This is a genomic window from Mesorhizobium sp. M0136 (assembly GCF_040322515.1).
Lineage (GTDB): Bacteria > Pseudomonadota > Alphaproteobacteria > Rhizobiales > Rhizobiaceae > Mesorhizobium.
The window spans coordinates 348,475-373,884 of record NZ_JAMYTP010000002.1; the positions used below are offsets into that span (position 1 = coordinate 348,475).

At 64.2% G+C, this 25,410-nt stretch carries 30 protein-coding genes; 19 read left to right on the forward strand and 11 right to left on the reverse strand.

The window, feature by feature from the left end:
- Positions 1-116: 116 nt before the first annotated feature.
- The 3 genes from NKJ35_RS03570 (at position 117) to NKJ35_RS03580 (ending at position 3,239) form a co-directional block, all read left to right on the forward strand.
- Positions 117-1,682 carry a sugar ABC transporter ATP-binding protein gene (locus NKJ35_RS03570; RefSeq protein WP_352644988.1) on the forward strand — a complete coding sequence of 522 codons (1,566 nt, stop codon included), beginning with the start codon at positions 117-119 and terminating at the stop codon, positions 1,680-1,682.
- Positions 1,679-2,695, forward strand: a complete 1,017-nt coding sequence (locus tag NKJ35_RS03575; RefSeq protein ID WP_254819652.1) for an ABC transporter permease — start codon at positions 1,679-1,681, stop codon at positions 2,693-2,695. Before NKJ35_RS03570 ends, NKJ35_RS03575 begins: the two co-directional genes overlap by 4 nt.
- 64 nt (positions 2,696-2,759) lie before the next feature.
- On the forward strand, positions 2,760-3,239 hold the full coding sequence (locus tag NKJ35_RS03580) for a GNAT family N-acetyltransferase (protein WP_352644990.1): 480 nt from the start codon (positions 2,760-2,762) through the stop codon (positions 3,237-3,239).
- 58 nt (positions 3,240-3,297) lie between these two features.
- On the opposite strand, the gene NKJ35_RS30860 is transcribed toward NKJ35_RS03580, so the two are convergent.
- The 4 genes from NKJ35_RS30860 to NKJ35_RS03600 form a co-directional block, all read right to left on the reverse strand.
- A complete protein-coding gene (locus NKJ35_RS30860) occupies positions 3,298-3,942 on the reverse strand; it encodes a DUF982 domain-containing protein (RefSeq protein ID WP_502904606.1) in 645 nt (214 codons plus the stop codon).
- Positions 3,939-4,154: a hypothetical protein gene (locus NKJ35_RS03590; protein WP_254819654.1), complete on the reverse strand. Its 216-nt coding sequence runs from the start codon at positions 4,152-4,154 to the stop codon at positions 3,939-3,941. The genes NKJ35_RS30860 and NKJ35_RS03590 overlap by 4 nt, the downstream gene beginning before the upstream one ends.
- Positions 4,155-4,257: 103 nt before the next feature.
- Positions 4,258-5,889, reverse strand: coding sequence for a chaperonin GroEL (groL, locus tag NKJ35_RS03595; RefSeq protein WP_352475547.1), 1,632 nt, complete (start codon positions 5,887-5,889; stop codon positions 4,258-4,260).
- A gap of 55 nt (positions 5,890-5,944) precedes the next feature.
- Complete coding sequence (locus tag NKJ35_RS03600) at positions 5,945-6,259, reverse strand: co-chaperone GroES (RefSeq protein WP_254819656.1); 315 nt, start codon at positions 6,257-6,259, stop codon at positions 5,945-5,947.
- 363 nt (positions 6,260-6,622) lie between these two features.
- On the opposite strand from NKJ35_RS03600, the gene NKJ35_RS03605 reads away from it, so the two are divergent.
- A complete protein-coding gene (locus tag NKJ35_RS03605; RefSeq protein WP_352644993.1) occupies positions 6,623-6,892 on the forward strand; it encodes an usg protein in 270 nt (89 codons plus the stop codon).
- A gap of 106 nt (positions 6,893-6,998) precedes the next feature.
- Here the strand turns inward: NKJ35_RS03605 and NKJ35_RS03610 are convergent, their stop codons facing one another.
- Both NKJ35_RS03610 and NKJ35_RS03615 read right to left on the reverse strand, forming a co-directional pair.
- On the reverse strand, positions 6,999-7,310 hold the full coding sequence (locus tag NKJ35_RS03610) for a DUF982 domain-containing protein (protein WP_352644995.1): 312 nt from the start codon (positions 7,308-7,310) through the stop codon (positions 6,999-7,001).
- An 85-nt stretch (positions 7,311-7,395) separates the two neighbouring features.
- Complete coding sequence (locus NKJ35_RS03615) at positions 7,396-7,608, reverse strand: hypothetical protein (RefSeq protein WP_352475551.1); 213 nt, start codon at positions 7,606-7,608, stop codon at positions 7,396-7,398.
- Positions 7,609-7,945: 337 nt separating this feature from the next.
- Here NKJ35_RS03615 and NKJ35_RS03620 point away from each other — a divergent pair, with 337 nt between their 5' ends.
- The 9 genes from NKJ35_RS03620 (at position 7,946) to NKJ35_RS03660 (ending at position 15,644) form a co-directional block, all read left to right on the forward strand.
- Entirely contained in the window at positions 7,946-8,422 is a 477-nt protein-coding gene (locus NKJ35_RS03620) for an Hsp20 family protein (RefSeq protein ID WP_352644997.1), read from the forward strand.
- 29 nt (positions 8,423-8,451) lie between these two features.
- Positions 8,452-8,973, forward strand: a complete 522-nt coding sequence (locus NKJ35_RS03625) for an Hsp20/alpha crystallin family protein (protein WP_352644999.1) — start codon at positions 8,452-8,454, stop codon at positions 8,971-8,973.
- A gap of 67 nt (positions 8,974-9,040) precedes the next feature.
- Entirely contained in the window at positions 9,041-9,718 is a 678-nt protein-coding gene (locus NKJ35_RS03630) for a hypothetical protein (protein ID WP_352645000.1), read from the forward strand.
- 109 nt (positions 9,719-9,827) lie between these two features.
- Positions 9,828-10,430, forward strand: coding sequence for a CDP-alcohol phosphatidyltransferase family protein (locus NKJ35_RS03635; RefSeq protein WP_352645002.1), 603 nt, complete (start codon positions 9,828-9,830; stop codon positions 10,428-10,430).
- A 26-nt stretch (positions 10,431-10,456) separates the two neighbouring features.
- Positions 10,457-12,244 carry a bifunctional alpha/beta hydrolase/class I SAM-dependent methyltransferase gene (locus tag NKJ35_RS03640; protein ID WP_352645004.1) on the forward strand — a complete coding sequence of 596 codons (1,788 nt, stop codon included), beginning with the start codon at positions 10,457-10,459 and terminating at the stop codon, positions 12,242-12,244.
- Positions 12,245-12,246: 2 nt separating this feature from the next.
- The gene (locus NKJ35_RS03645; protein WP_352645006.1) at positions 12,247-13,590 is read left to right on the forward strand and encodes a phosphatase PAP2/dual specificity phosphatase family protein; all 1,344 of its coding nucleotides are present in this window, start codon (positions 12,247-12,249) and stop codon (positions 13,588-13,590) included.
- Positions 13,587-14,015, forward strand: a complete 429-nt coding sequence (locus NKJ35_RS03650; RefSeq protein ID WP_352645008.1) for a hypothetical protein — start codon at positions 13,587-13,589, stop codon at positions 14,013-14,015. The genes NKJ35_RS03645 and NKJ35_RS03650 overlap by 4 nt, the downstream gene beginning before the upstream one ends.
- A gap of 8 nt (positions 14,016-14,023) precedes the next feature.
- Complete coding sequence (locus NKJ35_RS03655; RefSeq protein WP_254819667.1) at positions 14,024-14,686, forward strand: lysophospholipid acyltransferase family protein; 663 nt, start codon at positions 14,024-14,026, stop codon at positions 14,684-14,686.
- Between the two features lie 22 nt (positions 14,687-14,708).
- Positions 14,709-15,644: a phosphatidate cytidylyltransferase gene (locus NKJ35_RS03660; RefSeq protein ID WP_254819727.1), complete on the forward strand. Its 936-nt coding sequence runs from the start codon at positions 14,709-14,711 to the stop codon at positions 15,642-15,644.
- 125 nt (positions 15,645-15,769) lie between these two features.
- On the opposite strand, the gene NKJ35_RS03665 is transcribed toward NKJ35_RS03660, so the two are convergent.
- Positions 15,770-17,761, reverse strand: a complete 1,992-nt coding sequence (locus NKJ35_RS03665) for an AI-2E family transporter (protein WP_352645010.1) — start codon at positions 17,759-17,761, stop codon at positions 15,770-15,772.
- Positions 17,762-18,047: 286 nt separating this feature from the next.
- Between NKJ35_RS03665 and NKJ35_RS03670 the strand changes: the two genes are divergently transcribed.
- From NKJ35_RS03670 to NKJ35_RS03680, 3 genes are all read left to right on the forward strand, one after another.
- Positions 18,048-18,338, forward strand: coding sequence for a hypothetical protein (locus NKJ35_RS03670; RefSeq protein ID WP_254819668.1), 291 nt, complete (start codon positions 18,048-18,050; stop codon positions 18,336-18,338).
- A 399-nt stretch (positions 18,339-18,737) separates the two neighbouring features.
- Positions 18,738-18,959: an alkylphosphonate utilization protein gene (locus tag NKJ35_RS03675; protein ID WP_352645012.1), complete on the forward strand. Its 222-nt coding sequence runs from the start codon at positions 18,738-18,740 to the stop codon at positions 18,957-18,959.
- Between the two features lie 192 nt (positions 18,960-19,151).
- Positions 19,152-21,122 carry an acyltransferase family protein gene (locus tag NKJ35_RS03680; protein WP_352645014.1) on the forward strand — a complete coding sequence of 657 codons (1,971 nt, stop codon included), beginning with the start codon at positions 19,152-19,154 and terminating at the stop codon, positions 21,120-21,122.
- Positions 21,123-21,345: 223 nt separating this feature from the next.
- Here the strand turns inward: NKJ35_RS03680 and NKJ35_RS03685 are convergent, their stop codons facing one another.
- A complete protein-coding gene (locus NKJ35_RS03685; protein ID WP_352645016.1) occupies positions 21,346-21,624 on the reverse strand; it encodes a DUF2285 domain-containing protein in 279 nt (92 codons plus the stop codon).
- A 281-nt stretch (positions 21,625-21,905) separates the two neighbouring features.
- On the opposite strand from NKJ35_RS03685, the gene NKJ35_RS03690 reads away from it, so the two are divergent.
- Positions 21,906-22,169: a hypothetical protein gene (locus NKJ35_RS03690; protein ID WP_352645018.1), complete on the forward strand. Its 264-nt coding sequence runs from the start codon at positions 21,906-21,908 to the stop codon at positions 22,167-22,169.
- A 241-nt stretch (positions 22,170-22,410) separates the two neighbouring features.
- Positions 22,411-22,719, forward strand: coding sequence for a hypothetical protein (locus tag NKJ35_RS03695; protein ID WP_292664589.1), 309 nt, complete (start codon positions 22,411-22,413; stop codon positions 22,717-22,719).
- 44 nt (positions 22,720-22,763) lie between these two features.
- Here the strand turns inward: NKJ35_RS03695 and NKJ35_RS03700 are convergent, their stop codons facing one another.
- The 3 genes from NKJ35_RS03700 to NKJ35_RS03710 form a co-directional block, all read right to left on the reverse strand.
- Positions 22,764-23,369 (reverse strand): DUF6456 domain-containing protein, encoded by a 606-nt coding sequence (locus NKJ35_RS03700; protein WP_352645020.1) that lies wholly within the window; start codon positions 23,367-23,369, stop codon positions 22,764-22,766.
- A 61-nt stretch (positions 23,370-23,430) separates the two neighbouring features.
- Positions 23,431-24,051 carry a GcrA cell cycle regulator gene (locus NKJ35_RS03705; RefSeq protein WP_352645021.1) on the reverse strand — a complete coding sequence of 207 codons (621 nt, stop codon included), beginning with the start codon at positions 24,049-24,051 and terminating at the stop codon, positions 23,431-23,433.
- 70 nt (positions 24,052-24,121) lie between these two features.
- Entirely contained in the window at positions 24,122-24,520 is a 399-nt protein-coding gene (locus NKJ35_RS03710) for a hypothetical protein (protein ID WP_352645023.1), read from the reverse strand.
- Between the two features lie 82 nt (positions 24,521-24,602).
- Here NKJ35_RS03710 and NKJ35_RS03715 point away from each other — a divergent pair, with 82 nt between their 5' ends.
- Positions 24,603-25,298, forward strand: a complete 696-nt coding sequence (locus NKJ35_RS03715) for an XRE family transcriptional regulator (protein ID WP_292663302.1) — start codon at positions 24,603-24,605, stop codon at positions 25,296-25,298.
- Positions 25,299-25,410: the final 112 nt, after the last annotated feature.

The window sequence follows — 25,410 nt, forward strand, 5'->3', positions numbered from 1 at the left end:
CTAGCGAAAGCCTGGGTGACATCCGATCTCCCCCCTGGAGGGGGAGATGTCCGGCAGGACAGAGAGGGGCGCTGTCCCGTGGCCTTTCGGGTGGATCGCAATTCAAGGAGCATCCTTTGCCAGTCGAAGCCATTGCGCCATCGCCCGCCCTGCTCGCCGTCGAGGGCGTGACCAAGCGCTTTGCCGGCGTCACCGCGCTGAACGACGTTTCGCTTGAAGTCCGCCCCGGCGAGATCCTCGGCCTGCTCGGCGAGAACGGAGCCGGCAAATCGACGCTGCTCAAGATCCTGTCCGGCGTGATGCCGCCGTCCAGCGGCCGCATCGTCTTCGACGGTGTCGAATTCAGCCCGCACAATCCGCAGGATGCCAAGCGCCACGGCATCGTAACAATCTACCAGGAGCTGAGCCTGATCCCGACGCTGACCGTGGCGGAGAATATCTTCATCGGCCGCGCGCCGCTCGGCCGGTTCGGGCTGGTCAGTTGGCGGCGAATGGAGGAAGATTCCCGCACGATCATCGCTCGCGTCGGGCTCAATCTCGACCCGGCGACGCCGGTTTCCGCACTGTCGGTAGCCGAGCAGCAGCTGGTCGAGATCGCCCGCGCGCTATCGCTGAAGAGCCGCTTGATCATCATGGACGAGCCGACCTCGGCGCTGACCGAAACCGAAGTGCACAGGCTGATGTCGATCATGGACCGGCTGCGCAAGGATGGCGTGGCCATCATGTTCGTCACCCACCGGCTGGAGGAGGCATCGGCGATCTGCGACCGCATGACCGTGCTGCGCGACGGCAGGCTGGCCGGCCATCTCGACCGCGAAGGCGGGCCGATCAGGCTGCCGAAGATCATCGAGAAGATGGTCGGCCGTGCCGCTTCCGAGCTCTATGCCAGGCCGACGCAGCGCGATGTCGCCGGCGACGTCCGGCTCTCGGTGCGCGGCCTGCGCACGGTGCGCGATCCGCAGGCGCCGCACGCCATCGTACTCGAAGGCGTCGATCTCGACCTCAAGGCGGGTGAAATCCTCGGCGTCGCCGGGCTCGTCGGCTCCGGCCGCACCGAGCTCGCCCGCGCCATCTTCGGTGCCGACCGCATTGCCGCCGGCACCATCATGCTCGACGGCAAGCCGATCGCGCCGGCCTCACCCGCCGACGCCATCGAGCTCGGCATCGGCCTGGTGCCGGAGGACCGCAAGCACCAGGCAATCTTCGCAGCACTCGCCATCCTCACCAATTTCTCGATCGCCGCGCTCGACCGCTACTCCAGTGTCGGTTTCATGGCCGAGCGGCGCGAACGCGAGGGGCTGGCGAACTACAGGAAGATGCTGTCGATCCGCATGGCTTCGCCCGAGCAGGCGATCGAGGGCCTGTCCGGCGGCAACCAGCAGAAGGTGATCCTTGCCCGCTGGCTGGCGCGCGATCCCAAGGTGCTGATCGTCGATGAACCGACGCGCGGCGTCGATGTCGGCGCCAAGGCGGAAGTGCACCAGATCCTGGTGGAACTCGCCGCGCGCGGCATCGCCATCATGATGATCTCTTCGGAGCTGCCCGAGGTGCTTGCAGTATCGGACAGGATCGTCACCATGCGGCGCGGGCGCATTACCGGCGAGATGCGCGGCGTCGAGGCGACCGAGGAGAAACTGATGGAACTGATGGCGCTCGACCAGAAGCAGGAAGCAACGCAATGACCAGTACGACCGAACGGAGCCAGCGCGGTGGCGTCAATATTGCGCGCCTGCTGATGAGCTTCGGCCCGCTGATGTTCCTGGCGTTGCTGATCGTCGTCTTCACCGTGCTGAAGCCGAGCTTCATCGACCCGATCAACCTGTTCAACATCATGCGCCAGATCTCGATCACCGGCCTGATCGCGCTCGGCATGACCTTCGTCATCCTCACCGCCGGCATCGACCTGTCGGTCGGCTCGCTGCTCGCCTTCTGCGGCATGGTCGCGGCGGTGGTGGCCAAAGGCGGCACCGCCAACACGCTGTCGCTGTCGACAACGGGCACGCAGGGCTATGGCTGGTTCGCCGCCCTTCTCGCCGCCGTCGTCGTCGGCGCCGTGGCCGGCGGCGTCCAGGGCTTTGCCATCACCAGGCTGAAAGTGCCGCCCTTCGTCGTCACGCTCGGCGGCCTAACCGTGTTTCGCGGCCTGACCTTGACAATCTCCAATGGCGGTCCGATCTCCGGCTTCGACGCCTCGATGCGCTGGTTCGGTACCGGCCTGATCGGCCCGGTACCGGTGCCGGCGATCATCTTCGCGATTGCCGCCATCCTTTGCCACATCGTGCTGCGCTACACACGCTACGGCCGCGCAGTCTACGCGGTCGGCGGCAATGCCGAGGCCGCGCGCCTCTCCGGCCTGCGCGTCGACCGCATCCTGATCTCGGTCTACATCATCGTCGGCTTCTTCGCCGGCCTTGCCGCCTTCGTTTTGTCGGCGCGGCTCAACTCCTCCGAAGCCGTCGCCGGCATCGGCTACGAGCTGACGGTGATCTCGGCGGTCGTTATCGGCGGCACCTCGCTGTTCGGCGGCATCGGCAGCGTCGGCGGCACGGTGGTCGGTGCAGGACTGATCGGCGTCTTGCAGAACGGGCTGCAGTTCAACAACGTCTCGTCCTACACGCAAAGCATCGTCATCGGCCTGATCCTCATCCTCGCCGTGGCCTTCGACCGCTGGCTGAAATCGCGGGTAAGGCGGTGATGGCCGAGCGAACGTTGCAGTGCCATAAACTGCCCGGTAGGTGGCGATGCCTCAAATAAGAACCATGACCGAACAGGATGTTCCGGCGGTATCGCGGCTGCTTGGAGGGTCCTGGCGACAGACCTATTCGCCGATCCTGGGTGCCGAGACCACGGCACGGCTGTCGGATGAGAGGCACGCGCCGGAGCGGCTGGCGTCCGAGCTCGGGGACGACAACAAGATGTCCTTCGTCGCCGAGCGGGCTGACGGCTCGCTCGCCGGTTATGCGATGGCAGCGATGGACGACAAGGGCGAGGTCATGCTCGAGCGGCTCCATATAGACAAAAGCGAGTACGGCACCGGCCTTGCCGCCGACCTGCTGCATGCCGTTCTTGCCGCGCATGCGGGTATTCCCAGCATCGCCCTGGAAGTGATCGAGGGCAACGACCGCGCAATCGCCTTCTATCGTAAGCACGGCTTCGAGGTCGTCGAGCGCCGGCCGGCCGCACACGGCGTGGGCGGCCACGCCTCGCTGATCATGCGCCGGCTGCTGCCGATGGCTTAGCAAGCGAAAGCGGCTGAGCGCGTAATTTCCCCCTTGAGGGGGGGAGATTGGCACTCGCTCAGGCCGGGGCGTTGACGCGCTGTGGGCGCGTTGCCCAGTCGGCAACGGTCGCGCCAGCAACGCTCTCGCCGGCAACCATCGCGTTCGTCTGCGGCGCAAGCAGGTCGTTGCGGCGGGCGAAGGCAACGAAGGTGGCGCGCGCCGTTTCGGCGTCGATCTCTCCTTCCAGTGCTGCACGGCACGCTTTTGCGGCGATGTCATGCGCGGCCGTCCGGCTCGCTGCCGGCCATTCAGCCAAAAGTGCATAGGCCTCAGCCGCGCTTTCTATCTTCGTCGGTGTACCGAGGCCGGTGAGGATAGTAACCGGCTTGTCGAACGAAGCACGATCCATGACACTCTCCTTTCCTGGCTCAATCGGCTCCTTTCGGAACTCCACCGCGCGGGCGCTTCGATCCTCGAGGGCCGCCTGCAGAACGATGCCACCGATCTGCGAGTTGGACGCAATCGGGGGCATGCCCGGCCGCGGCAGCAGCCGATGCACCTTGACCAGCGCTTCGAGCCAGGCCGCCACGCCCAGCGGCGGATGTTCGCGCCCGTAGAGCCACGCCTTTGCCTTGGCGAGCGGGTATCCCGCCTCTTCGGCGAAATCGTTTTCCGACCACCGCAGCAGGCGCAGGCATTCGCGCATCCGCGCCGCGATCATTTGCGCTCCTCCGTGCCGGCCCCCACGCGTTGAGCCGATAGAAACATCAGCGTGTAGGCCGCCTTGCGGCGGTCCCAGCCGGCCGACTCGGCCATATCCAGCAAGCCGTCGACCAAAGGCGCCAGCGCCGCCCTGCAGTCGGCTTCATAGTTGAAATCGTTTTTCGGGCGGGTCGGCGCCGCGATCTTTCCAAAACTGTCCATCATATCCATGGCAACACCTGCTCAGCATTAGTCCCGGACCGGCAAGACCGTGCCCGCTTTTGGCGGACACGGTCCATCTGCCGTTTCGAAGTCGCGCATTGGAAGCCTGGCTTTAGAAGTCCATGCCGCCACCGCCGGGCATTGCCGGCGCGCCAGCTTCCTTCTTCGGCTTCTCGGCCACCATCGCCTCGGTCGTCACCAGCAGGCCGGCGACGGAAGCGGCATCCTGCAGAGCGGTGCGCACCACCTTGGCCGGATCGATGACGCCCTGGCCGAAGAGATCGCCATAGTCGCCGGTCTGCGCGTTCCAGCCGAACGAGAACTCCTGCTTTTCGCGCAGCTTACCGACGATGATCGAACCTTCGGCGCCGGCATTCTCGGCAATCTGGCGCACCGGAGCTTCGATCGCGCGCCGCACGATTTCGACACCGGTCTTCTGGTCGGGATTATCGACCTGAATATTGTCGAGCGCCTTTGCCGCCCGCAGCAGCGCCACGCCACCGCCGGGCAGGATGCCCTCCTCGACCGCGGCACGGGTGGCATGCATGGCGTCGTCGACCCGATCCTTGCGCTCCTTGACCTCTACCTCGGTCGAGCCGCCGACGCGGATGACGGCGACGCCACCGGCGAGCTTGGCCAGCCGCTCCTGCAGCTTCTCGCGATCATAGTCGGAGGTGGTCTCCTCGATCTGCGCCTTGATCTGGGAGACCCGGCCCTGGATTTCGCTCTTCGAGCCGGCACCGTCGACGATCGTGGTGTTTTCCTTCTCGACCACCACCTTCTTGGCGCGGCCGAGCATGTTGAGCGTGACGTTCTCGAGCTTGATGCCGAGATCCTCGCTGATTGCCGTGCCGCCGGTCAGGATGGCAATATCCTCCAGCATGGCCTTGCGGCGATCGCCGAAGCCCGGAGCCTTGACGGCCGCGACCTTCAGGCCGCCGCGCAGCTTGTTGACGACCAGCGTCGCCAGCGCCTCGCCCTCGACGTCCTCGGCGATGATCAGCAGCGGCTTGGACGACTGCACCACCGCCTCCAGCACCGGAAGCAGCGCCTGCAGGTTGGACAGCTTCTTCTCGTGGATCAGCACATAGGGCTCGTCGAGCTCGACGCGCATCTTGTCCTGATTGGTGATGAAATAGGGGCTGAGATAGCCGCGGTCGAACTGCATGCCTTCGACGACTTCGAGCTCGGTCTCGGCGGTCTTGGCTTCTTCGACGGTAATGACGCCCTCATTGCCGACCTTTTCCATCGCTTCGGCGAGGAAGCGGCCGATCTCGGCGTCGCCATTGGCCGAGATGGTGCCGACCTGGGCGATTTCGTCGTTCCTGGTCACCTTGCGGGCATTGGCCTTGAGTTCGGCGACGACGGCTTCGACCGCCTTGTCGATACCGCGCTTCAGGTCCATCGGGTTCATGCCGGCGGCAACCGCCTTGGCGCCTTCCTGGACGATCGACTGCGCCAGAACGGTCGCGGTCGTGGTGCCGTCGCCGGCGACGTCGCTGGTCTTCGAAGCCACCTCGCGGACCATCTGTGCGCCCATGTTCTCGAACTTGTCCTCGAGCTCGATCTCCTTCGCCACGGTGACGCCGTCCTTGGTGATGCGCGGGGCGCCGAACGACTTGTCGAGGACGACGTTGCGGCCCTTGGGACCGAGCGTCACCCTCACCGCGTCGGCGAGGATGTTGACGCCGCGCAGCATCTTCTCGCGGGCTTCGGTATGAAATTTCACATCTTTGGCAGCCATTGGATCACTCCTTCGATAGGCAGCTTCGTTGACTGGAATGCTTGTTCAGGCCCACTCAGGCAGCCTTCTTCATCTCGCCGGCGCCCTCGATAACGCCCAGCACGTCGCTCTCTTTCATGATGAGCAGATCCTCGCCATTGAGCTTGATCTCGGTGCCGGACCATTTGCCGAACAGGATGCGGTCGCCGACCTTGACGTCGAGCGGCTGCAATTGGCCGCTGTCGTCGCGCGCGCCCGGACCGGCGGCAATGACCTCGCCCTCCTGCGGCTTCTCCTTGGCGGTGTCGGGGATGATGATGCCGCCGGCGGTCTTCTCGTCGACCTCGATACGGCGGACCAGGATACGGTCGTGCAATGGACGGAACGTCATGTCGTTCTCCTCTCGGGACAAACAGATTTTCGAAGATCCTCCTGACCGAACCGGCAATATCGGCCCGGCACGGGGTGCGCGACCCCTTCATCAGGCATCGCGCGCATACGAACTAGTCGCGCTTTTTTCTGCTTTCAAGAGGGTCACGCAAAAATTTTAGCACTCGACCCATGAGAGTGCCAATGCACTGTAATCGTTCGCACATTAGCCGCTCTCAGCTAAAGTGCGGCTCAAATTTTGGCGCGATATTCAAAATGCCGCCCGTTCGGAGCCGCTCGTGGCGGCGGGAACCTATGTGGAAGGCGAGGCGTTTTGCAGACCGAGATTTCAACGGACCGAGATTTCAACGGAAAGGACGATCGCATGCCCAGCAGGAACTTTCAGCTCCAGATGCAAGGGTTTGGTCTTACCACGGCGGAGATCCACTACCGCCTGCCCGATCATCGGAGCCTGCTGCAACTCTATATCTGGCAGGAATACGATATTGCCCCCGATTTCCCGACGCTGAAGCATTTCCTCGATTTCTGGGAGCGCGAAATCGAAGGCCCGCTGCATTCGGTGCGCGTCGCCCATCACCACCTGATCCAGCCCTCCGAATGGCGGGCCGTAAACGGCATTATCACCGTCCATTGAGGAGCAAGCCGATCTGCCGCTAGACAGCGGACAAAGTCTCTCGAGGCGGGGGAAGGCAGTTGCCTCTCCCCACTTGTTTTGGATCTCAAATATCGGAGGGTCCGGGCTAGCCGGCGTGGTCGACAGGCTCGCAGGCGAGCAATCCCGCGTTGCGCGCCGCCCTGACGAAGGCCTTGCGCGCATCTCGCGCGGTGCGCCAGCCGTCGAGCGCGTCGCGGCAGGCCCGATAGGCCGCGCGCCAACTCCGGCCGCGTGCACGGTCCGGCCACTGCTGACGCATGCATTCGATGGCTTCCCAACTACTGGCGACCTTGCGCTCGCTGGATTGGAATTTCAACGTGATCGGCTCGGCGAAGCGGACGTCGTCCACTTCCTCCTTGTTTTCTGATCGTCTTCTTGTTTGAGCAAGCAACGTCATGCTGGCGGCACCGGTGACCAGCCGGCGCCGCTGAAGGACATGGTTCGTCCCTTTGCGCGGTTCAAGAGCATCGCGGCAACAGCGGTTATTCCTCCTCGTCCGGCCCTTGCAGCAGTTCGATCAGCGTCGCTACTCTTGCCGTCGGCAGCGGTCGGCCTTCGTTCACCAGCGCCTCGTCGGCGGCGATCCAGGCCAGGGCCTCACGCAATTCCTGGACCGTCCCGTCCGTCGCCGCAATGTCGGCGATAACGGCGTCGTCGACCGGGCCCAGCACAGAAATGATCTCGTCGCGTGTCATGGTCAGCTCCATCTGCGAGTGCCGGGAATGGGCCCGGCAACACAAGAATCTGGGTCTTGACCTGCGGCAGACAATAACCGGCCGGGGAACTCGGCGTTGGCGATTGAAGCCAAACAGGCAATCTCCTGCCGGACATGCCCCACTTGTGCGAGAGTGGCAGCCTCGCCGAACCGACACCGGCCCAAAAACCAGCAACGCGAGAGCCGCCGGGGTCTTGACTTGCGGCGGACAATAACCAGATCGATGACACCGGTCGCCGAAATGGGGCCGGCGAAACCAGGGAGCGCCAGCTCTTTGGCGCTCCTCGTATCTATGTTGCTCGATGGAGGATGTAGCTATGAGAACCGCATTCGACTTTTCCCCGCTCTATCGGTCGAGCATCGGCTTCGACCGCGTCTTCAACCTGCTGGAAAATGCGCCGCAGGCTTTCGACGCCTGGCCGCCCTATGACATCGCGCGCAGCAGCGAGAACAACTACCGCGTCACTATCGCCGTCGCTGGCTTTTCCGAGGACGACCTCGAAATCATTCATGAACCCAACCTCCTGATTGTATCCGGCCAGCACAAGGAGCCGGACAACGCGGGGTATCTGCATCATGGCCTCGCCACACGGCCCTTTACCCGCCGTTTCGAGCTTGCCGATCACGTCAAGGTCGCAGGCGCCTCGCTCGACAACGGCCTGCTCAGCATCGATCTGGTACGTGAGGTGCCCGAGGAGATGAAGCCTCGGCGCATCGCCATTGCGACCGATGTCGCCTCGCCGAAGACCGGGCCGAAGGCCGCGCAGGTCGAAGCAAACAAGCAGGCTGCCTGAACGAACCAGTCGAGAAAGGAGACTATGCAATGGCTATTCGTGATCTCATTCCCTGGGGCCGGGAGAACAATCAGGCCCCCAGCCTGTTTCGCAGCGGCGATCGCGATCCCTTCCTGACGCTGCATCGCGAAATGAACCGCCTGTTCGACGAGGCGTTCCGCGGCTTCGACACGAGGCTGCCGTCGCTCGGTGGCTTCTCCGCTGCCCGCGCCAGCTGGCCGAGTGTCGAAATCTCCGATAGCGAAAAGGAGATCCGCGTCACCGCCGAGATCCCCGGCATGGACGAGAAAGACGTCGAGCTGCTGCTCGATGACGGCGTGCTGACGCTGCGCGGCGAGAAGCGTGAAGAGACCGAGGACAAGGACAGGCAGTTCTCCGAACGCTTCTATGGCCGTTTCGAGCGGCGTATCCCGCTCGGCTACGAAGTCGACGAAGACAAGGTGAACGCCGCGTTCCGGAACGGCGTGCTCACCGTGACGCTGCCGAAGACGGAGCACGCTCAGGCCAAGGCCAAGCGTATCGCCATCAACGGCGGCAACGGCAAGTCCTGATGGCTCGCAGCAGGACGACGCCCGCTTCTGCCCGCCGGAACCGGCAGGGCAGAAGCGGGCAATGTCGATGACCCGTTCTCCCGACGCTCCGGTTCCGCCTGACCAGGCGCAGCAAGTCTTGCAGTGCCTGACGACCGAGCATTTCGTGCTGCAAAACGCTCGCGCCGCGACCATTCAGGAAGCGAACCAGCGAGCCGATCTGTTCCTGACCTCGGTCTCGAGCGCAACGATTGCCTTGTCCTTCGTCGCCCAGGTCACGGAGATGGGCAGGCCGTTCGTGTTGTTCAGCCTTATCTTGCTACCTTGCCTTTTCTTCATCGGCCTGGTCACCTTCGTGCGCGCTGTGCAGGTTGCCATCGAGGACATGGTGCATGCCCGCGGCATGGCCAGGATCCGCCACTATTTCGTCGAGCTGGCGCCGGTCCTGCAAAGATACCTTGTCAACTCCACGCATGACGACCTCTCGGCGGTGCTGGTCGACAAGGGCCTCCGCCCCTCGCCGCTGCAATATTTCATGACCACCGCTGGGATGGTGGGCACGATCAACGGCGCCATCGCCGGCGCCTTCACCGGCATCGTTGTTAAGTCCGCTTTCGGCGGAGGCATGTCGCCCGGCGTGATTTGCGGGCTGGCGGTCTTCGCGACATGCATTCTCGTCCTGCGGCGTTATCATAGTCGCGCCTGGGCCACGGCCGAAGAAAGCTTGCCAGCACGGTTCCCGGTCGACAATGACAGGAAAAGCTAGCGCCGACATATCCGGATGCCGAAAAGTGGCAGGGCGCCGCCCTTGCGTCTTGCGCGCCAATTGACCATCCTCGCCAACATCATTTGCACCGCGGCCGGGGGGTTCGCACATGCCGACGCTTTATGCGCTGAAACCGGCCTTCCAGGCCAGGCTGCGGCCGCTTGCCGACGGCCTGGCCAAGGCCGGCGTCACCGCCAACCAGATCACACTGCTGGCCGCTGCCCTCTCGCTCGCCGCCGGCCTTGCGGTGGCAGCCCTTGCAGGCCGCCGCGCGGTCTTTCTGCTGATGCCGCTCGTGCTGTTTACGCGAATGGCGCTAAACGCCATTGACGGCATGCTCGCAAGGGAACATGGCCAGGCCTCGACGCTCGGCATGTATCTCAACGAGCTTTGTGATGTCGTCTCCGATCTCGCTTTGATCCTGGCCTTTACCGTCATTTTTCCTGCCTGGGGCGTCGTTGCATTCGCTATCGCGGCTATGATCGCGGAATTCGCCGGCGTGCTCGGCATCGCGGCCGGAGCTGGGCGCAACTATGCCGGCCCGTTCGGCAAAAGCGACCGGGCGCTGGCGCTTGGCATCCTCGCCGTGCTTATCGCGTCCGGCCTGTGGGTCCCGGCGGCCACGCCGCTTGTGTTTCCGGCCATGGCTACACTCTCGCTGGCGACCGCCATCAACCGGATACGCGGCGGCCTTAACGGGAGCGGCAGCTGAATTCCGGTCTCGCCAGGGAGAACAACATGCTTCACCAACAGACGGTTGCCGCCGTGGCTTCGGTCAATATCGAGCGGGTGGCGCAGGAGCGCAGCTTCAAGAGCCACGATGGCACAGAGATCTTCTATCGCTATTGGCCGGCGCTGTCGGAAAACCGCAAGGGCGCCATCCTGCTGTTCCACCGCGGCCACGAGCATGGCGGCCGGATGGCGCATCTGGTCGACGAGTTCCAGATGCCCGACCATGCCTTCTATGCCTGGGACGCGCGCGGCAATGGCCGCTCCGCCGGCGAACGCGGCTATGCGCCGTCGTTTGCCGCGCTGGTGCGCGACATCGATTGTTTTGTGCGCGAGATCGACAGCGACGGTTTTGCCCGGCGCGACATCGCGCTGATCGCGCAATCCTTCGGCGCCGTGCTTGCCGCCGCCTGGGTGCACGATTACGCGCCCGACATTCGCGCCCTGGTGCTGGCCTCGCCGGCCTTCTCGGTCAAGCTCTACGTGCCCTTCGCCAAGCAAGGCATTGCGTTGTGGCAGAAGCTGAAGGGCCGCTTCTTCGTGAATTCCTACGTCAAGGCGAAATTCCTGACGCATGACCCCGAGCGTATCGCCTCCTTCGACGCCGACCCGCTGATCACCCGGCCGATCGCCTCCAACATCCTGGTCGAGCTCTACGACCATGCCGCGCGCATCGTCGCCGACGCCCGCGCCATCACCGTGCCGACACAGCTTCTGATCTCCGGCAGTGACTGGGTGGTGCGGCATGAACCGCAGCACGAGTTTTTCGTCAACCTGGCGAGCCCGGCCAAGGAGCGGCATGTTTTGGCCGGCTTCTTCCACGACACGCTGGGCGAGCGCGAGCGCCACAAGGCACTCGACCTGATCAGGCCTTTCCTTGAAAAGCAATTCGCGGCGTCGGAAAAGCCAATCGACCTGACCGAGGCCGACCGCGCCGGCTACACGCGCGACGAGGCCGACCGGCTGGCCTCGCCGCTGCCGCTGCTGTCGCTGAGGGGCCTCTACTGGGCAATGAGCCGCGCTTCGATCCGCATGGGCGCCTGGCTGTCGTCCGGCATGAAGACGGGGATTGCCACCGGCTTCGATTCGGGTTCGACGCTCGACTATGTCTACGAGAACGAGGCGCGGGGCATCAGCCCCATCGGCCGCATGATCGACCGCACCTTTCTCGATGCCATCGGCTGGCGCGGCATCCGCCAGCGCAAGCTGCATCTGGAAGAACTGATCGGCAGCGCCGCCGCCTCGCTCAAGGCCGCCGGCCGGCCGGTCCATATCGTCGATATCGCCGCCGGCCATGGCCGCTACGTGCTCGATGCCGTGCAGAAATGCGCCGAGCCGCCGGCAAGCGTACGGCTGCAGGATTTCTCCGAGCTCAACGTCTCGCTCGGCCGCAAGCTGATCGCCGAGCGCCAGCTGCCGGCGAGCGTCACTTTCCATCAAGGTGACGCCTTCGACGCCACGATGCTGGCCGGGCTCGACCCGCCGCCGGATCTCGCCATCGTCTCGGGGCTCTACGAGTTGTTTTCCGACAATGCCGTGATCGCCCGCTCGCTCGGTGGAGTGGCCAGCGCCATGCAGCCGGGAAGCCTGCTCGTCTATACCAACCAGCCCTGGCATCCGCAGCTCGAGATGATCGCGCGCAGCCTGACCTCGCATCGCGGCGGCCAGGCCTGGGTGATGCGCCGCCGCACGCAGGCCGAGATGGACCAGCTGGTGGCGGCCGCCGGCTTTGAGAAGCTCGACCAGCGCATCGACCAATGGGGCATCTTCACCGTTTCGGTCGCGCGGCGCGTCTGAACATGGACTTGCCTGCCTCTGCCTTACCTCGCGATGCCCCTGCCCTTCCGGCCTTGCCGCGTGAGCGGTATCCCGGGATCGTCCTGCGCGCCGCATTGTGGCTGGCATTTCTGGCGCCGTTCTTCTACGCCACCTACGGCTTCGCCAATTGGCTGGCGTCGCGGCGCGACGATGTCGGCAGCATCGTCTTCGGCTGGGAGCATGGCATCCCGTTCCTTGCCTGGACGATCGTGCCCTACTGGTCGATCAACCTGTTCTATGGCTTGTCGTTGCTGTTGAACAATTCGAAGAGCGGCGTCGACCGCCTTGCCGGCCGCTATCTGACGGCGCAGCTCGTCGCCGTCGCCTGCTTCATCCTGTTCCCGCTGACTGCGACCTTCGTGCGCCCGCAGACGAGCGGCCTTCCCGGCTTCATGTTCGCCGTGCTCGGCGGCTTCGACAAACCCTTCAACCAGGCGCCGTCGCTGCATATCGCGCTGCTGGTCATCATCTGGGACCATTGGCGTTACAGATTGACCGGCATCGCCGGCTTCGCCTGGCATGTCTGGTGTTTCCTGATCGGCGCCTCGGTGCTGACGACGTGGCAGCACCATTTCATCGACATTCCGACCGGCGCGCTGCTCGGCCTTTTCGCCCTCTGGCTGTTTCCGCGCGACAGCGAGCTGCCGTTCACCGGCTTCCGCCTGAGCGCTGACCCGAAGGCGCGGCGGTTGGCGCTGTTCTATGCGCTCGGCGCAAGCCTTGCCCTGGCCGGCGCCGCTGCCGGCGCGTTGGTCTCGGCGCTGTGGCTCATCCTGTTGTGGCCGGCACTGGCGCTGGCCATAGTCGCTTTCGCCTATGCCGGCGCCGGCGCCAAAGTGTTCCAGAAAACAGCCGATGGCCGCGTGTCGCTGGCCAGCCGTCTACTGCTTTGGCCCTACCGCCTTGGCGCCAAGGCCAATGTGTGGGCATGGACGCGACAGCTTCCGGCGCAGATCGTCGTTGCCGACGGTGTTTCCCTTGGCCGTTTTCCGACCGCCGCCGAAGCCGAACCTTTCGGCACGGTGATCGACCTTGCCGGCGAACTGGAAAGGCCGCGTGGCGCCTCGATCCGCTGGGTGAGCCTGCCCATGGTCGACCTTTTGCCGCCGTCTCGCGAGGCGCGTGCGCAAGCGGTGGCGGCGATCGAGGCGGCGCAGAAGCAGGGCGCGGTGCTGGTCTGCTGTGCGCTCGGCTTCCAACGCAGCGCCGCCGTGGTCGCCGAATGGCTGGTCGCCAGCGGCCGGGCCGCCACGCCCGATCAGGCGCGAGGCAAGCTCGCCGCCGCGGGCCGGCCGGTGCATCTTTGCACGGACGCACCGGCATGACCGCCTATCGTGACAGGGCCGAAGCGTTCGCTGCCGGGCTGATGGTGCAGGTGGCATGGCCGCTGCTGCTGATTGCTGCTGCCCTCCTGGCGGCGCCGGTCATCGGCCTGGCGGCTGCGCCGCAAACATCGTCGCTGTCCGCGGTAGCCTGGCTGATCGCCGCCGCAAGTGCCATAGCCACAATCATTCTCTCGGCCCTGCTTTTGTTCGATGCGCTGCTGTTTCGGCTGATGGCCAGCCACGCCAGCGAGGCAGGCGGCGGCGCGGCGATCGACGACGTGCTGGCGCGCATGCGGCTGAAGTCCAAGGCTGCCGGCGGCCGCTCGCTCGGGCAGCGAATGGCCGGCACGCGCCGCCTGCTCGCCAAGCAGCGTATCGCGTTCGGCCTGTTCGCGGCGGCCTCGGTCGTCGCGGCATTCTTTTGAGCCCGTCCATGACAAAGCTTCGCGTCAGCACCTATACCCTGCTGCAGACGGTGACCTCGGTCGGCCTGTCGGCGCTGGCCTGGGCGGTCACCGGCGTGCGGCCGATCTGGAACGGCAGCCAGCCATCGGACCGGCAGCGCATCTACTTCGCCAACCATGCCAGCCACGGCGATTTCATCCTGCTGTCGGCCTGTCTCAGCGAGAAGGAACGCGCCCGTACCCATGCGGTGGCGGCCGCCGATTATTGGGGCAAGACGCGGCTGCGCCGGTTCATTGCCGAGGACATGCTGTCTTCCGTGCTGATCCACCGGCAGTGGACGGATGAAACGCAGCACCCGATCTCGATCATGCTGTCGGTGCTCGACCAGGGCCATTCGCTGATCCTGTTTCCCGAAGGCACGCGCAACATGACCGACGAACCGCTCCTGCCGTTTCGCTCCGGCCTCTACAATCTGTCGATGGCGCGACCCGATGTCGAGCTCATCCCGTGCTGGATCGAGAACATGTCGCGGGTGCTGCCCAAGGGGCAATTCGTGCCGGTGCCGCTGCTCTGCCGCGTCGTCTTCGGCGCGCCGATCGCCATTCAACCTGGTGAGGAACGCCGCGCCTTTCTCGACCGCGCCCGCGAAACGCTGCTGGCGCTGAACCCCCGGCCTGAGCGAGACGATTGAGGATCAAGGCAAAATGCTGCCGATGATGCACGAAACCCTCATTCTGATTGTCGGCCTGCTGGCGGTGCTGATCAGCGCCAGCGTCGTCGCCGGCGTTTTGTCGTGGCGCGCGCCGAAGCCGTTGTCGCCGACGCTGGTCAACCTCACCCAGCGCATCAATGCCTGGTGGGTGATGGTGGTGGCGATCACCGTTGCCTTCTTCTTCGGCCGCCCCGGCATGACCATCCTGTTCGCGCTGATTTCGTTCGCCGCGTTGCGCGAATTCGTGACGCTGACGCACAGCCGCCGCAGCGACCACTGGGTGCTGCTCGGCATGTTCGGCATCGTCATCCCGTTCCAGTACTGGCTGGTGTGGACCGCCTGGTATGGCCTGTTCACCATCTTCATCCCGGTCTACTGCTTCCTGCTGATGCCGGCGATCACCGCGCTGCACGGCGACACCGAGCGCTTTCTCGAGCGCGTCTCGGCGCAGCAATGGGCGGTCATGATTTCGGTCTACTGCGTCAGCCACGTGCCGGCGCTGCTGACGCTCGATGTGCCTGGCTTCGAAGGCCGCAACCTGTTGCTGATCGCTTTCCTGATCATCACCGTGCAAGGCAGCGACGTGCTGCAATATATCTTCGGCAAGCTGTTCGGCCGGCATCTCCTGGCGCCGACGGTCTCGCCGTCGAAGACTTGGGAGGGGCTGGTCGGCGGGCTGGCGGCATCGAGCCTGCTCGGCGTGCTGCTGTCGTTTCTGACGCCGTTTTCGCCGCTGCAGGCAGCCGGCGTCGCCTTCATCGCCTGCCTGATGGGCTTCCTCGGCGGGCTGGTCGCCTCCGCCATCAAGCGCGATCAGGGCGTCAAGGACTGGGGCCATCTGATCGAAGGCCATGGCGGCATGATGGACCGTGCTGACAGCCTGGTCTTCGCCGCCCCGGTCTTCTTCCATACGGTGCGCTATTTCTGGACTGTATGAAGGTTGGCGCCGTTTGCCGGGGCGGACGGTTCAGCGCGACCTTGCGAAGATAACCTGATCCGTTTGGTTATTACCACTTTCGCGAAAGCGGTAATAACCCGACCTGCCGCCGTCGTCGGCCGCGTTCATTTTGCCGCGGCGAGCGGCTCTTTCTTGCGCGCTGGCGTCAGGCGGCGCATGCGGCGTTTGGCGGTGGCCTTCAGCGCCACCGGCGGAGCGCTGGACAACGCGCCGATCACCGCGCCGACCATGCCGTGTGCGACGAAATCGGCGTTGATCTCATTGGCCAATCTGGCGTCTGCCTCCTGGTTGTCGCTGTCGGGCTCCGACCACAATACGACGCCCACCCGCAACCTTGGTTTGGCGCGTTTCAGCCGACGGACCAGGAACCGGCCGTGCTTGACGGAATCGCGGTTCAAAAATCCGACGACGACGGTATCGACGGCGTCGAGTTCAAGGCGGCGAATGCTTCCCGGTTCCAGATCGGCGAAGCTCGCCCTCAACACCGTAGCGCCCTGGACTTCGAGCACCTGCGCCAGCATGGCGGCAGCGGCGTCGTCGAGTTCGCCGCGCCCTCCGGCGCACAGCACCGACATGCCCGTGCCATCCGGCAGTTCGGTGTCGTCCTCGTCCTCCCCCTGAATCTGCTTGTCCTCGCGTACGCCGTTGTCCTCGGCCGCGGCCGTATCGTCCGCTTCCGCCTCCTCCTGCGCGCTGTCGTCGAGGTTCGCCACCATCGTCAGCGCGCTGCCGGCGACCTGCTGTCTTTGCTCATCGCTCAACACACCACGCACACGGTCCTGCTCGCCGAGCAGAAGTGCGGGAATCGCGACCTTGTCGTAGAACTCGACCAGATAGTTTTCCTCCAGCATCTCCTCGGCATGGTCTGTCGCTTCCTCGGGATCGCCGGCCAGCAGCCGCTGGTAAAGCCGGGCGTGCGGTTCGAGCACGGGTTCGTTGCCGAACAGAACGTCGAGGAATTCGAACTGCGGCACATGGCGGCCGAGCACGACGAGGCAGACCGTGAGCGGCGTCGACAGAACCAGGCCCAATGGCCCCCAAAGCCAGGTCCAGAAGATCGCCGCCACGATGATGGCCAATGGCGACAGCCCGGTGCGCGAGCCGTAGAGCCAAGGTTCGATCACGTTGCCGGTGATCAGTTCCACCACGACGAAAAGCCCGGCGGTCCATAGCACGAGCGACCAGCCGGGCGCCACGGCCAGCGCCAGGAACAGAGGCAGCAGCGTCGCGATGACAGGGCCGATATAGGGAACGAAGCGCAGCGCCAGCGCCAGCAAGCCCCACAACAATGGATTGGGTATGCCCAGAACCCAAAGCCCGAACGTAATCGGTACGGCATAGACGATGTTCACGACCAATTGCATGAGCAGATATCGGCCGACCCGCTTGCCGGCATCCTGCAGCGCCTCGGTGGTTCGATGCAGATCGCCGTAGCCGACGAGACGTATGAAACGATCGCGCAGGTCTTCCCGCTCGAGCAGCATGAATATGACGACCACGACGATCAGCCCGGCCGATGCCAGCGGGCTCAGCAGCGGGCCGATCAGATTCTGGAGAACCTCGAGCGGTCGTTCGCGCGCGACGATTTCGACCGGGATCGGCTCCCGCGGAGGCTGATCGGCGGCGGGTTGCACAGGTCCGGGTCTGTCGAGTTCCTGGCCGACGCGTTCGATCACCCGGCTCAATCTGGAAACGATACCGCCGCCGACGCCGGTGTCCTTGAGGGACCGGACCTTGGTCAGGATATTAGCCTGGTAAAGCGGGATGTTCTGCGCCAGTTCACTAACCTGCGTGGCGACGATGAAGGAGAACAGCGCCAGCACCGTGAATGCGCCGAGCACGCTCGCAATCACGGCAGGAAGACGCGGTATGCCGGCGCGCTTGAGTGCCGACACCATCGGTACAAGCGCAAAGGTAAGCAGCAGGGCGATTGCGATCGGCAGAAAGACCTCGCGCCCGAAATAGAGCGCCGCGACGGCCGTCACGACCGACGCTACGCTGGGCAACGATGTGCGCGGAAGCGCCCTGGCAGCGGCAACAATACCCGCCCGCCGGGGCTCCGCCAGGTGCGCGCCGTTTCGACGATTTGCCGCCACTTTATACCTCCGCCCCGCCGTCGTCATGATCGGGCATATTGAGCCGGCGTGCAACGTCGCAGCGCCTCCCCCAACTGGACACCGATTGCCTGGACCTTCGTTGGCTTTGTCGGGCTTCAGATCGGCAGCGCGGCTATTCAGTCACGGTAGAATTTTTTGCATAAATGGCGTCACGGGCAATCCTGTTCCATGTCTGCGCCAGAACGCGGAACTTTTGGGTCAAAACACCGTTCCTTCGTAGATCGCTGATGGACAACCTCAAAGCAGCAGCTCAGGAGGAATGATCATGAACATCAAGATGCTTTGCATGGGCGCGATGGCGCTTTCGATGATGACCGGCGCAGCGCTCGCCGCCGGTGCCACTGGCACTTCGGCGCTCGACGATCCGCAGAAAATGTCACCCTTCTTCACCGACGCCGGCATGAAGAGCATGAAGTCGGAAGCCGAATTCAAGACCGCATGGATGGCCATGTCCACGAGCGACCGGGCCATGGTGTTGAAGGAATGCAGCGACGCCGGCATTGCCAAGACGCATGCCGACTTCTGCAAGATGGCCAACCAGCTCGGTAACAAGTGACCGCCGGCTTCTTGCCGATTGCAATAACGGACCAAGCGAAAGGCGGGCAGGTCCGCCATTGTGCGACCTTCCAGTCTGCACCGGCGGGCGTTCAGCCATTTGATGTCGCTACGCCGGAATGTCCGCGCAATGAAGGCCACGGCTTTTGTTCGATTGCCGTGGCGCCATCGGCATGGCCTGGTCGGAACGCATGTCGCGGAGTGGCAATGCCACCCCGAGCGGTCCCGTCTGCTCGCAGCCCGCCGGTTAGCCTCCGCATGGCATTGCCGGCACCGGCACGGCCGGCGGCCGGCGCGCTTGACCCAGTGGGCGTGACCCCAGCACGCTTGAACTCGCCGCCCACCATGGGCTAGGCCGGGTAATGACCCAACCACCTCCGCACCCCGCAGAAGACCTGCCATGACCGACGCGATCGTAAGAGACAGCAATGGCACGGCGCTGCACGAGGGCGACTCCGTGACCCTGATCAAGGATCTCAAGGTCAAAGGCACCTCGGAGACGATCAAGCGCAGCACGCTGGTCAAGAATATTCGCCTCACCGGCAATCCGGGCGAGATCGAATGCAGCACCAGGCAGGTGAAGGGCCTGGTGCTGAAGACCGAGTTTTTGAAAAAGGCCTGATCGCCTCGGCACCCTAGCTTCCATATCAATCGCCTCGTGCCTGAACCGCCAATGTGAGCGAATTGCCCATGCAATGAGTGGGGGGAGCCTGTCCCCTCGCCCTATGTTGCACTGCGTTAGATTTGTTGCATTGCAATATCGGCGCATCGGGTCGAGCCTCTGCGAGGTGGGCATTCCTTGCACGAGGTGATTGTGTCGGCATCATTTCGGCCTGACATCGAAGGGCTGCGCGCGCTGGCGGTGGCGGGTGTCATCGCCTTCCATTTTGGTCTCTCCGGCCTGCCCGGCGGCTTTGCCGGCGTCGACATCTTCTTCGTCATCTCCGGCTATCTGATCACCCGCCACCTGGTTACGGAAATAACCGAAACCGGGCGGCTGAACCTCTGGCGCTTCTACGCCCGGCGCGCCCGGCGCCTGTTGCCGGCGGCACTGTTCGTCATCCTCGCCACGCTGGTTGCTGGTTACTTCATCCTGTCGCCGGAGGAACAGGCGCTCTATTCGAAAGGCGCCATGTTCGCCTCCGCCTACATGATCAACCTCTGGCTGATCCGCTGGTCGTTCGACTATTTCGCCGCCGACGCCACCAACAACCCCTTCATCCACTTCTGGTCGCTCTCGGTCGAAGAACAGTTCTATTTGGCATGGCCGGCGCTGCTTTTGATGGCCGCATGGCTGCGCCCGGGCAAGCGCACCGCTATAATCGTCATTGGCCTCGCCGGCCTAGCCTCCTTCGCCGCCTGCGCCTGGCTGACGGAAGTGTCGCAGCCCTGGGCCTTCTACTTCTCGCCGCTCAGGGCCTGGGAATTCGCCGCCGGCGGCCTCGCGACCATGGCGCCGGCAAAGATCTGGCGCGACCGGCCGCTGCTGGCCACGCTCCAGGCATGCCTCGGTCTGGTACTGATCGCCTGGGCCTATCTGATGCTGGACGAAGACTCGCCGTTTCCCGGGGTGAATGCGCTGGCGCCTGTCGCCGGCACCGTGCTGCTGCTGCTCAGCGGCAGCGGCGGCCGCAATCTGCCGAGCGCCGTGCTGGCGCTGGCGCCCCTGCAATGGCTGGGCCGGCTTTCCTATTCGCTCTATCTCTGGCACTGGCCGGTCATCGTCTATGCGGCAATGGTGGTTCCCAACCTGTCCATCCTGGACCGCTTTGCCTGCGCGGCGCTGACGCTGCTTCTGTCGATGTTCACCTATCATTTCGTCGAGAACCCGATCCGCCGCAACGGCTGGCTGATGGCCGGAGCAGCGCGGGCGCTGGTGCCCGCCGTCGCGCTGACCGGCGCCGGCGTGGTCGCGGCCTATGGCAATGCGCGCTTTGCCGAGCACAATCTCAGCCCCGAACAGCACGTCATCGCCGACAGCGCCGCCCAACTCTCCACCGTGCGCGCGACCAATGGCGGCTGCGTGCTCGATTTCGAGACCGTCAAGCCGAAGCCCTGCATGTTCGGCCGCAAGGATGCCCAGCGCTCGGTCGTGCTGTTCGGCGACTCGCATGCCGACCATTGGTCGACGCCGCTGATCAAGGCGGCCGAGAGGAACAATTTTCGCGTCGTCACCTTTCTCAAATCCTCCTGCCGGGCTTCGCGGGTGACGACCTGGAACTGGCGGCTGAAGCGCGACTACACCGAATGCGACCAGTGGCGCGAGCAGTCGGTCAAGGACATCATCGCGCTGCACCCGCAACTGGTGGTGATTTCGGAATTCTCGATCGGCAATGTGATGAAGGAATCGCCCGAGGAGTTGAAGCACGCCGATTGGCAAGCGCAGTGGCGGACGGGCCTCACCTGGACGCTTCAGGCCTTCAGCCAGGCCGGCATCAAGGTCGCGGTCATCAGGGACGTTCCCTACAATGCAAGCTACGCCGACAAATGCGTGGCGCGCGCGCTGTGGCGGGGCCAGACACCCGCGACATGCGACACGCCGAGGATCATGGCGGCAAACGACGACATCGCTACTGTCGAGCGCGACATCGTGCGCTCGACGCCCAACGCCACTTACATCGACATGACCGACCGCTTTTGCGACCAGACCACCTGCCACGTCTTCATCGACGGCAAACTAGCCTTCCGCGACCGCCACCACTTGGCAACGCCCTTCGCCGAAACGCTGGAGCCGGCGGTGGAACGGGCGCTGTTTTCGGATGTGATGGCGGCGGCTGTGAAGTAACAGTGCGGGATCTTGTCGGATCACGACCCACCGGCCCTTGGCGAGCACCCACGCCAGGTCAGCTAAGGATAAGACCAGCCAGTAAAACGGTAAGGATAAGCGACAGCGGAACTGCAAGAAGGCAGCACAGCTCGAAAGTGTTGGCTCGCCAAGAAGTCATTGGTCGCTTTTCCATGTTGCCTCCCTCAACGGCCAGACCGGGACGGCAGTTCCTAGATGGTGCTCATCCCCACAACTCATCATGCAATTGGCGCGGTTCGTTCCGCTTCCTGGTCATCCATCGTGCACGCGCCAAATGTGTCGCCCACGCCCGGAAAGCCCTCTCCGGTTCCCGCTCCGGATCAATGTGCAGAACGATACGGGCGACCTCGCGCCAATCGGTTCCTTCCGCCGAAGCATCGAGCAGCCGGACATAAGTAAGCATGCGATCTTCGTCATAACCGGTCAGAACCGAAGACGTCGGCGCTGCGTTCGCGATATGAAGGTTTGGCGGCTTTAGCATTGCGACCTACCAGCACTGGCGCACCGTAGCAGCCTATGAAGAAGCCGGCGCCCTTTGATCGGAGGATGCGGATCGAGATTCGCCTCGACGGTCGACAAATGCGGGCCTCGGGCGGGGTTCCGCGCAGTTGGGCTCACGTCTTGTCCATCGCGATCGGGTGGGCGCAATCTATGTATTTTACTATGTATTTCAGTGGAACCTAATTTAGTCGGCGCAATTATGCGTGCGTGAGAAAGCGTGAAATCCAGACCGTCACTGAGAGCCGGCTATCGCGGGATCAGTTGGCCGATGATCCAGTGATTGCAGTCGATTTGACCGAACGGATATTACAGGCGGCCGACAACGACAGGATAGTCTGCCTCGTCGTGGCAACGGAGCAGCTGGAAGCCGACCGCGTCGAGAAAGCGGAGCCTCAGGAGACCAGGATTGCTGCAAGCTTCGTCCGGGACTTTGAGGTCATGCTGCTTGTTCTTTATGCGGCCTACGCCCTCGCTGTGCTGGGTGCGACCGCTTTCGTTTTGCTGGAACTGGGCCATGTCCTATAGGTCGGTGACGGGACTGGCACCCCCCGATTGTCGCTGTTTGACGGGACACCGGGATACATACGGCGCGGACCACAACCAGCTCGAGGCTTGCGTCGACGGCCACCCTGGCGCACAGCCAGAGGCGTTTTCGCCCACGCGGCCCTATTTAGGGCTCTAGGTTCGTGGCATCTTGCAAATTTGTGGAACGAGCCTGCCCCTCGCGGGTTTTTCTATTAGAGGGACGTTAAAGAAGGAGGTAGCTATGAAGAAGCTCCTGCTTGCCTCGGTGATCGCCATCGCCTCGGCGGCTTCCGTGATTGGCCCGGCCAATGCCGGCGGCAGCGTCACGATCGGCATCGGCAACGGCTATGACGACGACTATTATTATCGCCACCATCGGTATTCCGATTACGACGATGAGTACGTCCCCCGTTACCGCTATGATGTCTATAACGAGGACTACGCGCCGCGCTACCGGTACCGGTACCACCGGCGCTGCCATACCGAAGTCATCAGGCACTGGCGTCATCACCACCGGATCATCGAAAGAATCCGTGTCTGCCGCCGTTGACGGATCGATCCGGCCGGTAGTGCCGGCCGGATCGGTGGGGCTCCTCACCTCGGCTTGCGCATCAGCATCATGCCGTAATGCACGGCCAAAATGTCGAGCCCGATCTTGAGCAGTTTCACCACCACGTCGCGCGGCTCGCCCGCCTGTTCGGCCAGGCTCTTGACCGTTGCGTCGGCACAGCAGACCTTTTGCACGATGCCGGCGATCTCCCAATGGACAAGCGCCCGGGTGGCCTCGGCATGGTCGCGGCCGGCGGCCAGGATGTGTTCTGCGACGCCGCTGCCGGTGCGGCCGCCGTCGACACGCTCGGCCCAAGCCATCGGCTTGGCGGTTGCTTCCGACGAGGTGCGGAAATCCTGGCGGTAGCGCATCCCCGCCTCGCGCTGCTGGCGCGACAGCGAGGTGAGGCCGCTCAGCGGGTCGACATTGCGCACCCGCACGATGCCGCCGGTCGCGGTGTGGCCGTCATTGGAGACCTCATAGAGGCGCGCCGCCTCCTGTGTTCCTTTGGCCAGCCGCTTGCGGCCGAACCTGTCGTCTTTCAGCGCGAAATCATGGCCGATCTCCTTGCGGATGCGCACCTGCTCGGCCTCGCCCTTCGGCAATCGCGGCGGCCTGGCTTTGGTCTTCTGGGCGGTTTTGCTGCTCATCGGCTCGGTCCTCCTGGTTTTTTGTCGTCGGGCTCTGGCGAATTTCCGTCATCCACTGGGCTCAAATCGTTTCGGCCGGCAGCGTGCGCAGGAAGCGCGCCGCGTGATAGGCGCAGTAACTTTTCGAAGGCTTTGTGCGCAGCCCGCAGCACAGCATGTCCAAACCGGGGCGACTGCCGGTGGCATCGTTTTCGGCATCCTCCTGCAGCGTCGTGTCGAGCGGCGCGCGGCAACGGTCGAAAAGGCAATCGATGAAGCGCATGGCGGCGAAATATGGCTGGCGGCCGCCGGCGGCGATCGGGCGCGGCGCCGGCATTTCGAGCGGCCCGCCATCGGACCCGGTGATCCGAGCCGGACCCGGCTGCCAGGCCGGCGGCGCCAGCCTGGCCGACAGCCTTGCCGGGCGGCAGTGATGCTCGGCCGGTACTGCCCCTGCTTGGCCGGCGGGGTTCGACGGCTCTGGCGCCGATTTTCCATGCCGGCCGCCACACCAGCCCTTGGACCTGGCAAGGCCGATGGCGCGCAAAGGGGCCGTGCGGTGGACGATGCCGATGATGGCCGCGCGTGAGACCGGACTACCACGCTGCGTACCGAGCCGGGTGGCGATCTTCGCGGCCGACAGCCCGCTCATCAACCAGTTCTCGATTTGTTCCAATTCAGAGGCGGAATAGCGGGCGGCCATGATGTTTTATTCCCTGCAAGGGTGGTTGTGTGTGGCGCCGGCTTCGCCGGCTCTCAGGCTGGAAAGCCGATCAGCCTTCGCGTGGCCTGCTACGATCGAGCTTCATCTCGGCCGCCTGCCTGGTTGCGCCGGAGACTGCCTTGCCCGTCCGCTTGTCGAAGGCGATGACCGTGCCGTCTTCGGTACGGATCCAGGAAACCGCGGCATCCGCGTTGCCGGTCGACGGGTAATTCGTGGCCGGAGCCGTGAGGGGAACGGCTCCGGCCGTTCCGGCCGCTTGCGCTGCCGGATCCGAGGCGCGAGCCTCGGGCATAGCCCCGGCCGGGGAGGAGGACAGCCGCGACGAAGGGGAAAGGTTTGGCACATGCATGGCCTTGGCGATCGGTTGCGGTACCGCCTCCAGGCGAGCGCTGCCGGCGCGCTGAAGGGCGGATTCGAGGACCGAAAGCTGGTGAAGCGACTTGTGCATGATCGTATAAGAGCATAACTCAAACAGAAATGCAAGCGATTCTTGCATAGACGAAACCGAATCTTATGTCTCAGATGGAGCCATGGCGAAAACTGCACTGTCGATCAAGGTCGGGGCGGCGATCCGCCGGGCGCGCAAGCAGCGCGGCCTGGTGATGCGCCATATTGCCGAGCACAACGACACCGACGTCGCTGCCGTCGGCAATTGGGAAACCGGGCGCAACCTGCCCAAGACCGAGAACCTTTTGAAGACCGCCGCCTTCCTGCGCGTCGACCCGGTGGCGCTCGGCAAGGGCGAGGTCGTCTTCCTCGAAGATGCCGGGCCGGTTGCCGATGCGGAGATCGTCACCGATCCCGGCCCCCTGCCCGCCGGGCCGATGGATATCCAGCTTCTCGGCACCGCCGTCGGCGGCGACGATGGCGACTTCACCTTCAACGGCCAGCCGGCCGGCTATGTCCAGCGGCCGCCGGGGATCCGGCATCTGCGGAACGTGTTTGCGCTGCACGTGCTGAGCGATTCGATGGTGCCGCGCTACGAGCCCGGCGAGATGATCTATTGCGGCGGCCGCGACGCCGTGCCCGGCGACCATGTGGTGATCGAGACGCTGCCCGAAGAGAACGAGCAAAACGGCAAGGCCTTCATCAAGAAGCTGGTCAAGCGCACCGCCGCCGAGTTGATCGTCGAGCAGTACAATCCGCCCAAGACGCTGACCTTCAACCGCTACGCCATCAAGAACGTCTTCCGCGTCATCCCGCTCAAGGAACTGCTGGGGTATTGAGGAGGGAGCTTCCCCTTCTCCCCTTGTGGGCCTGTTGCGCAGTAACCGGGGATGTTTGGATGGGGCGGGATCGCAGGGATTTCGCTCGTCTTTGTGAGCTCCGCCCCCTTGT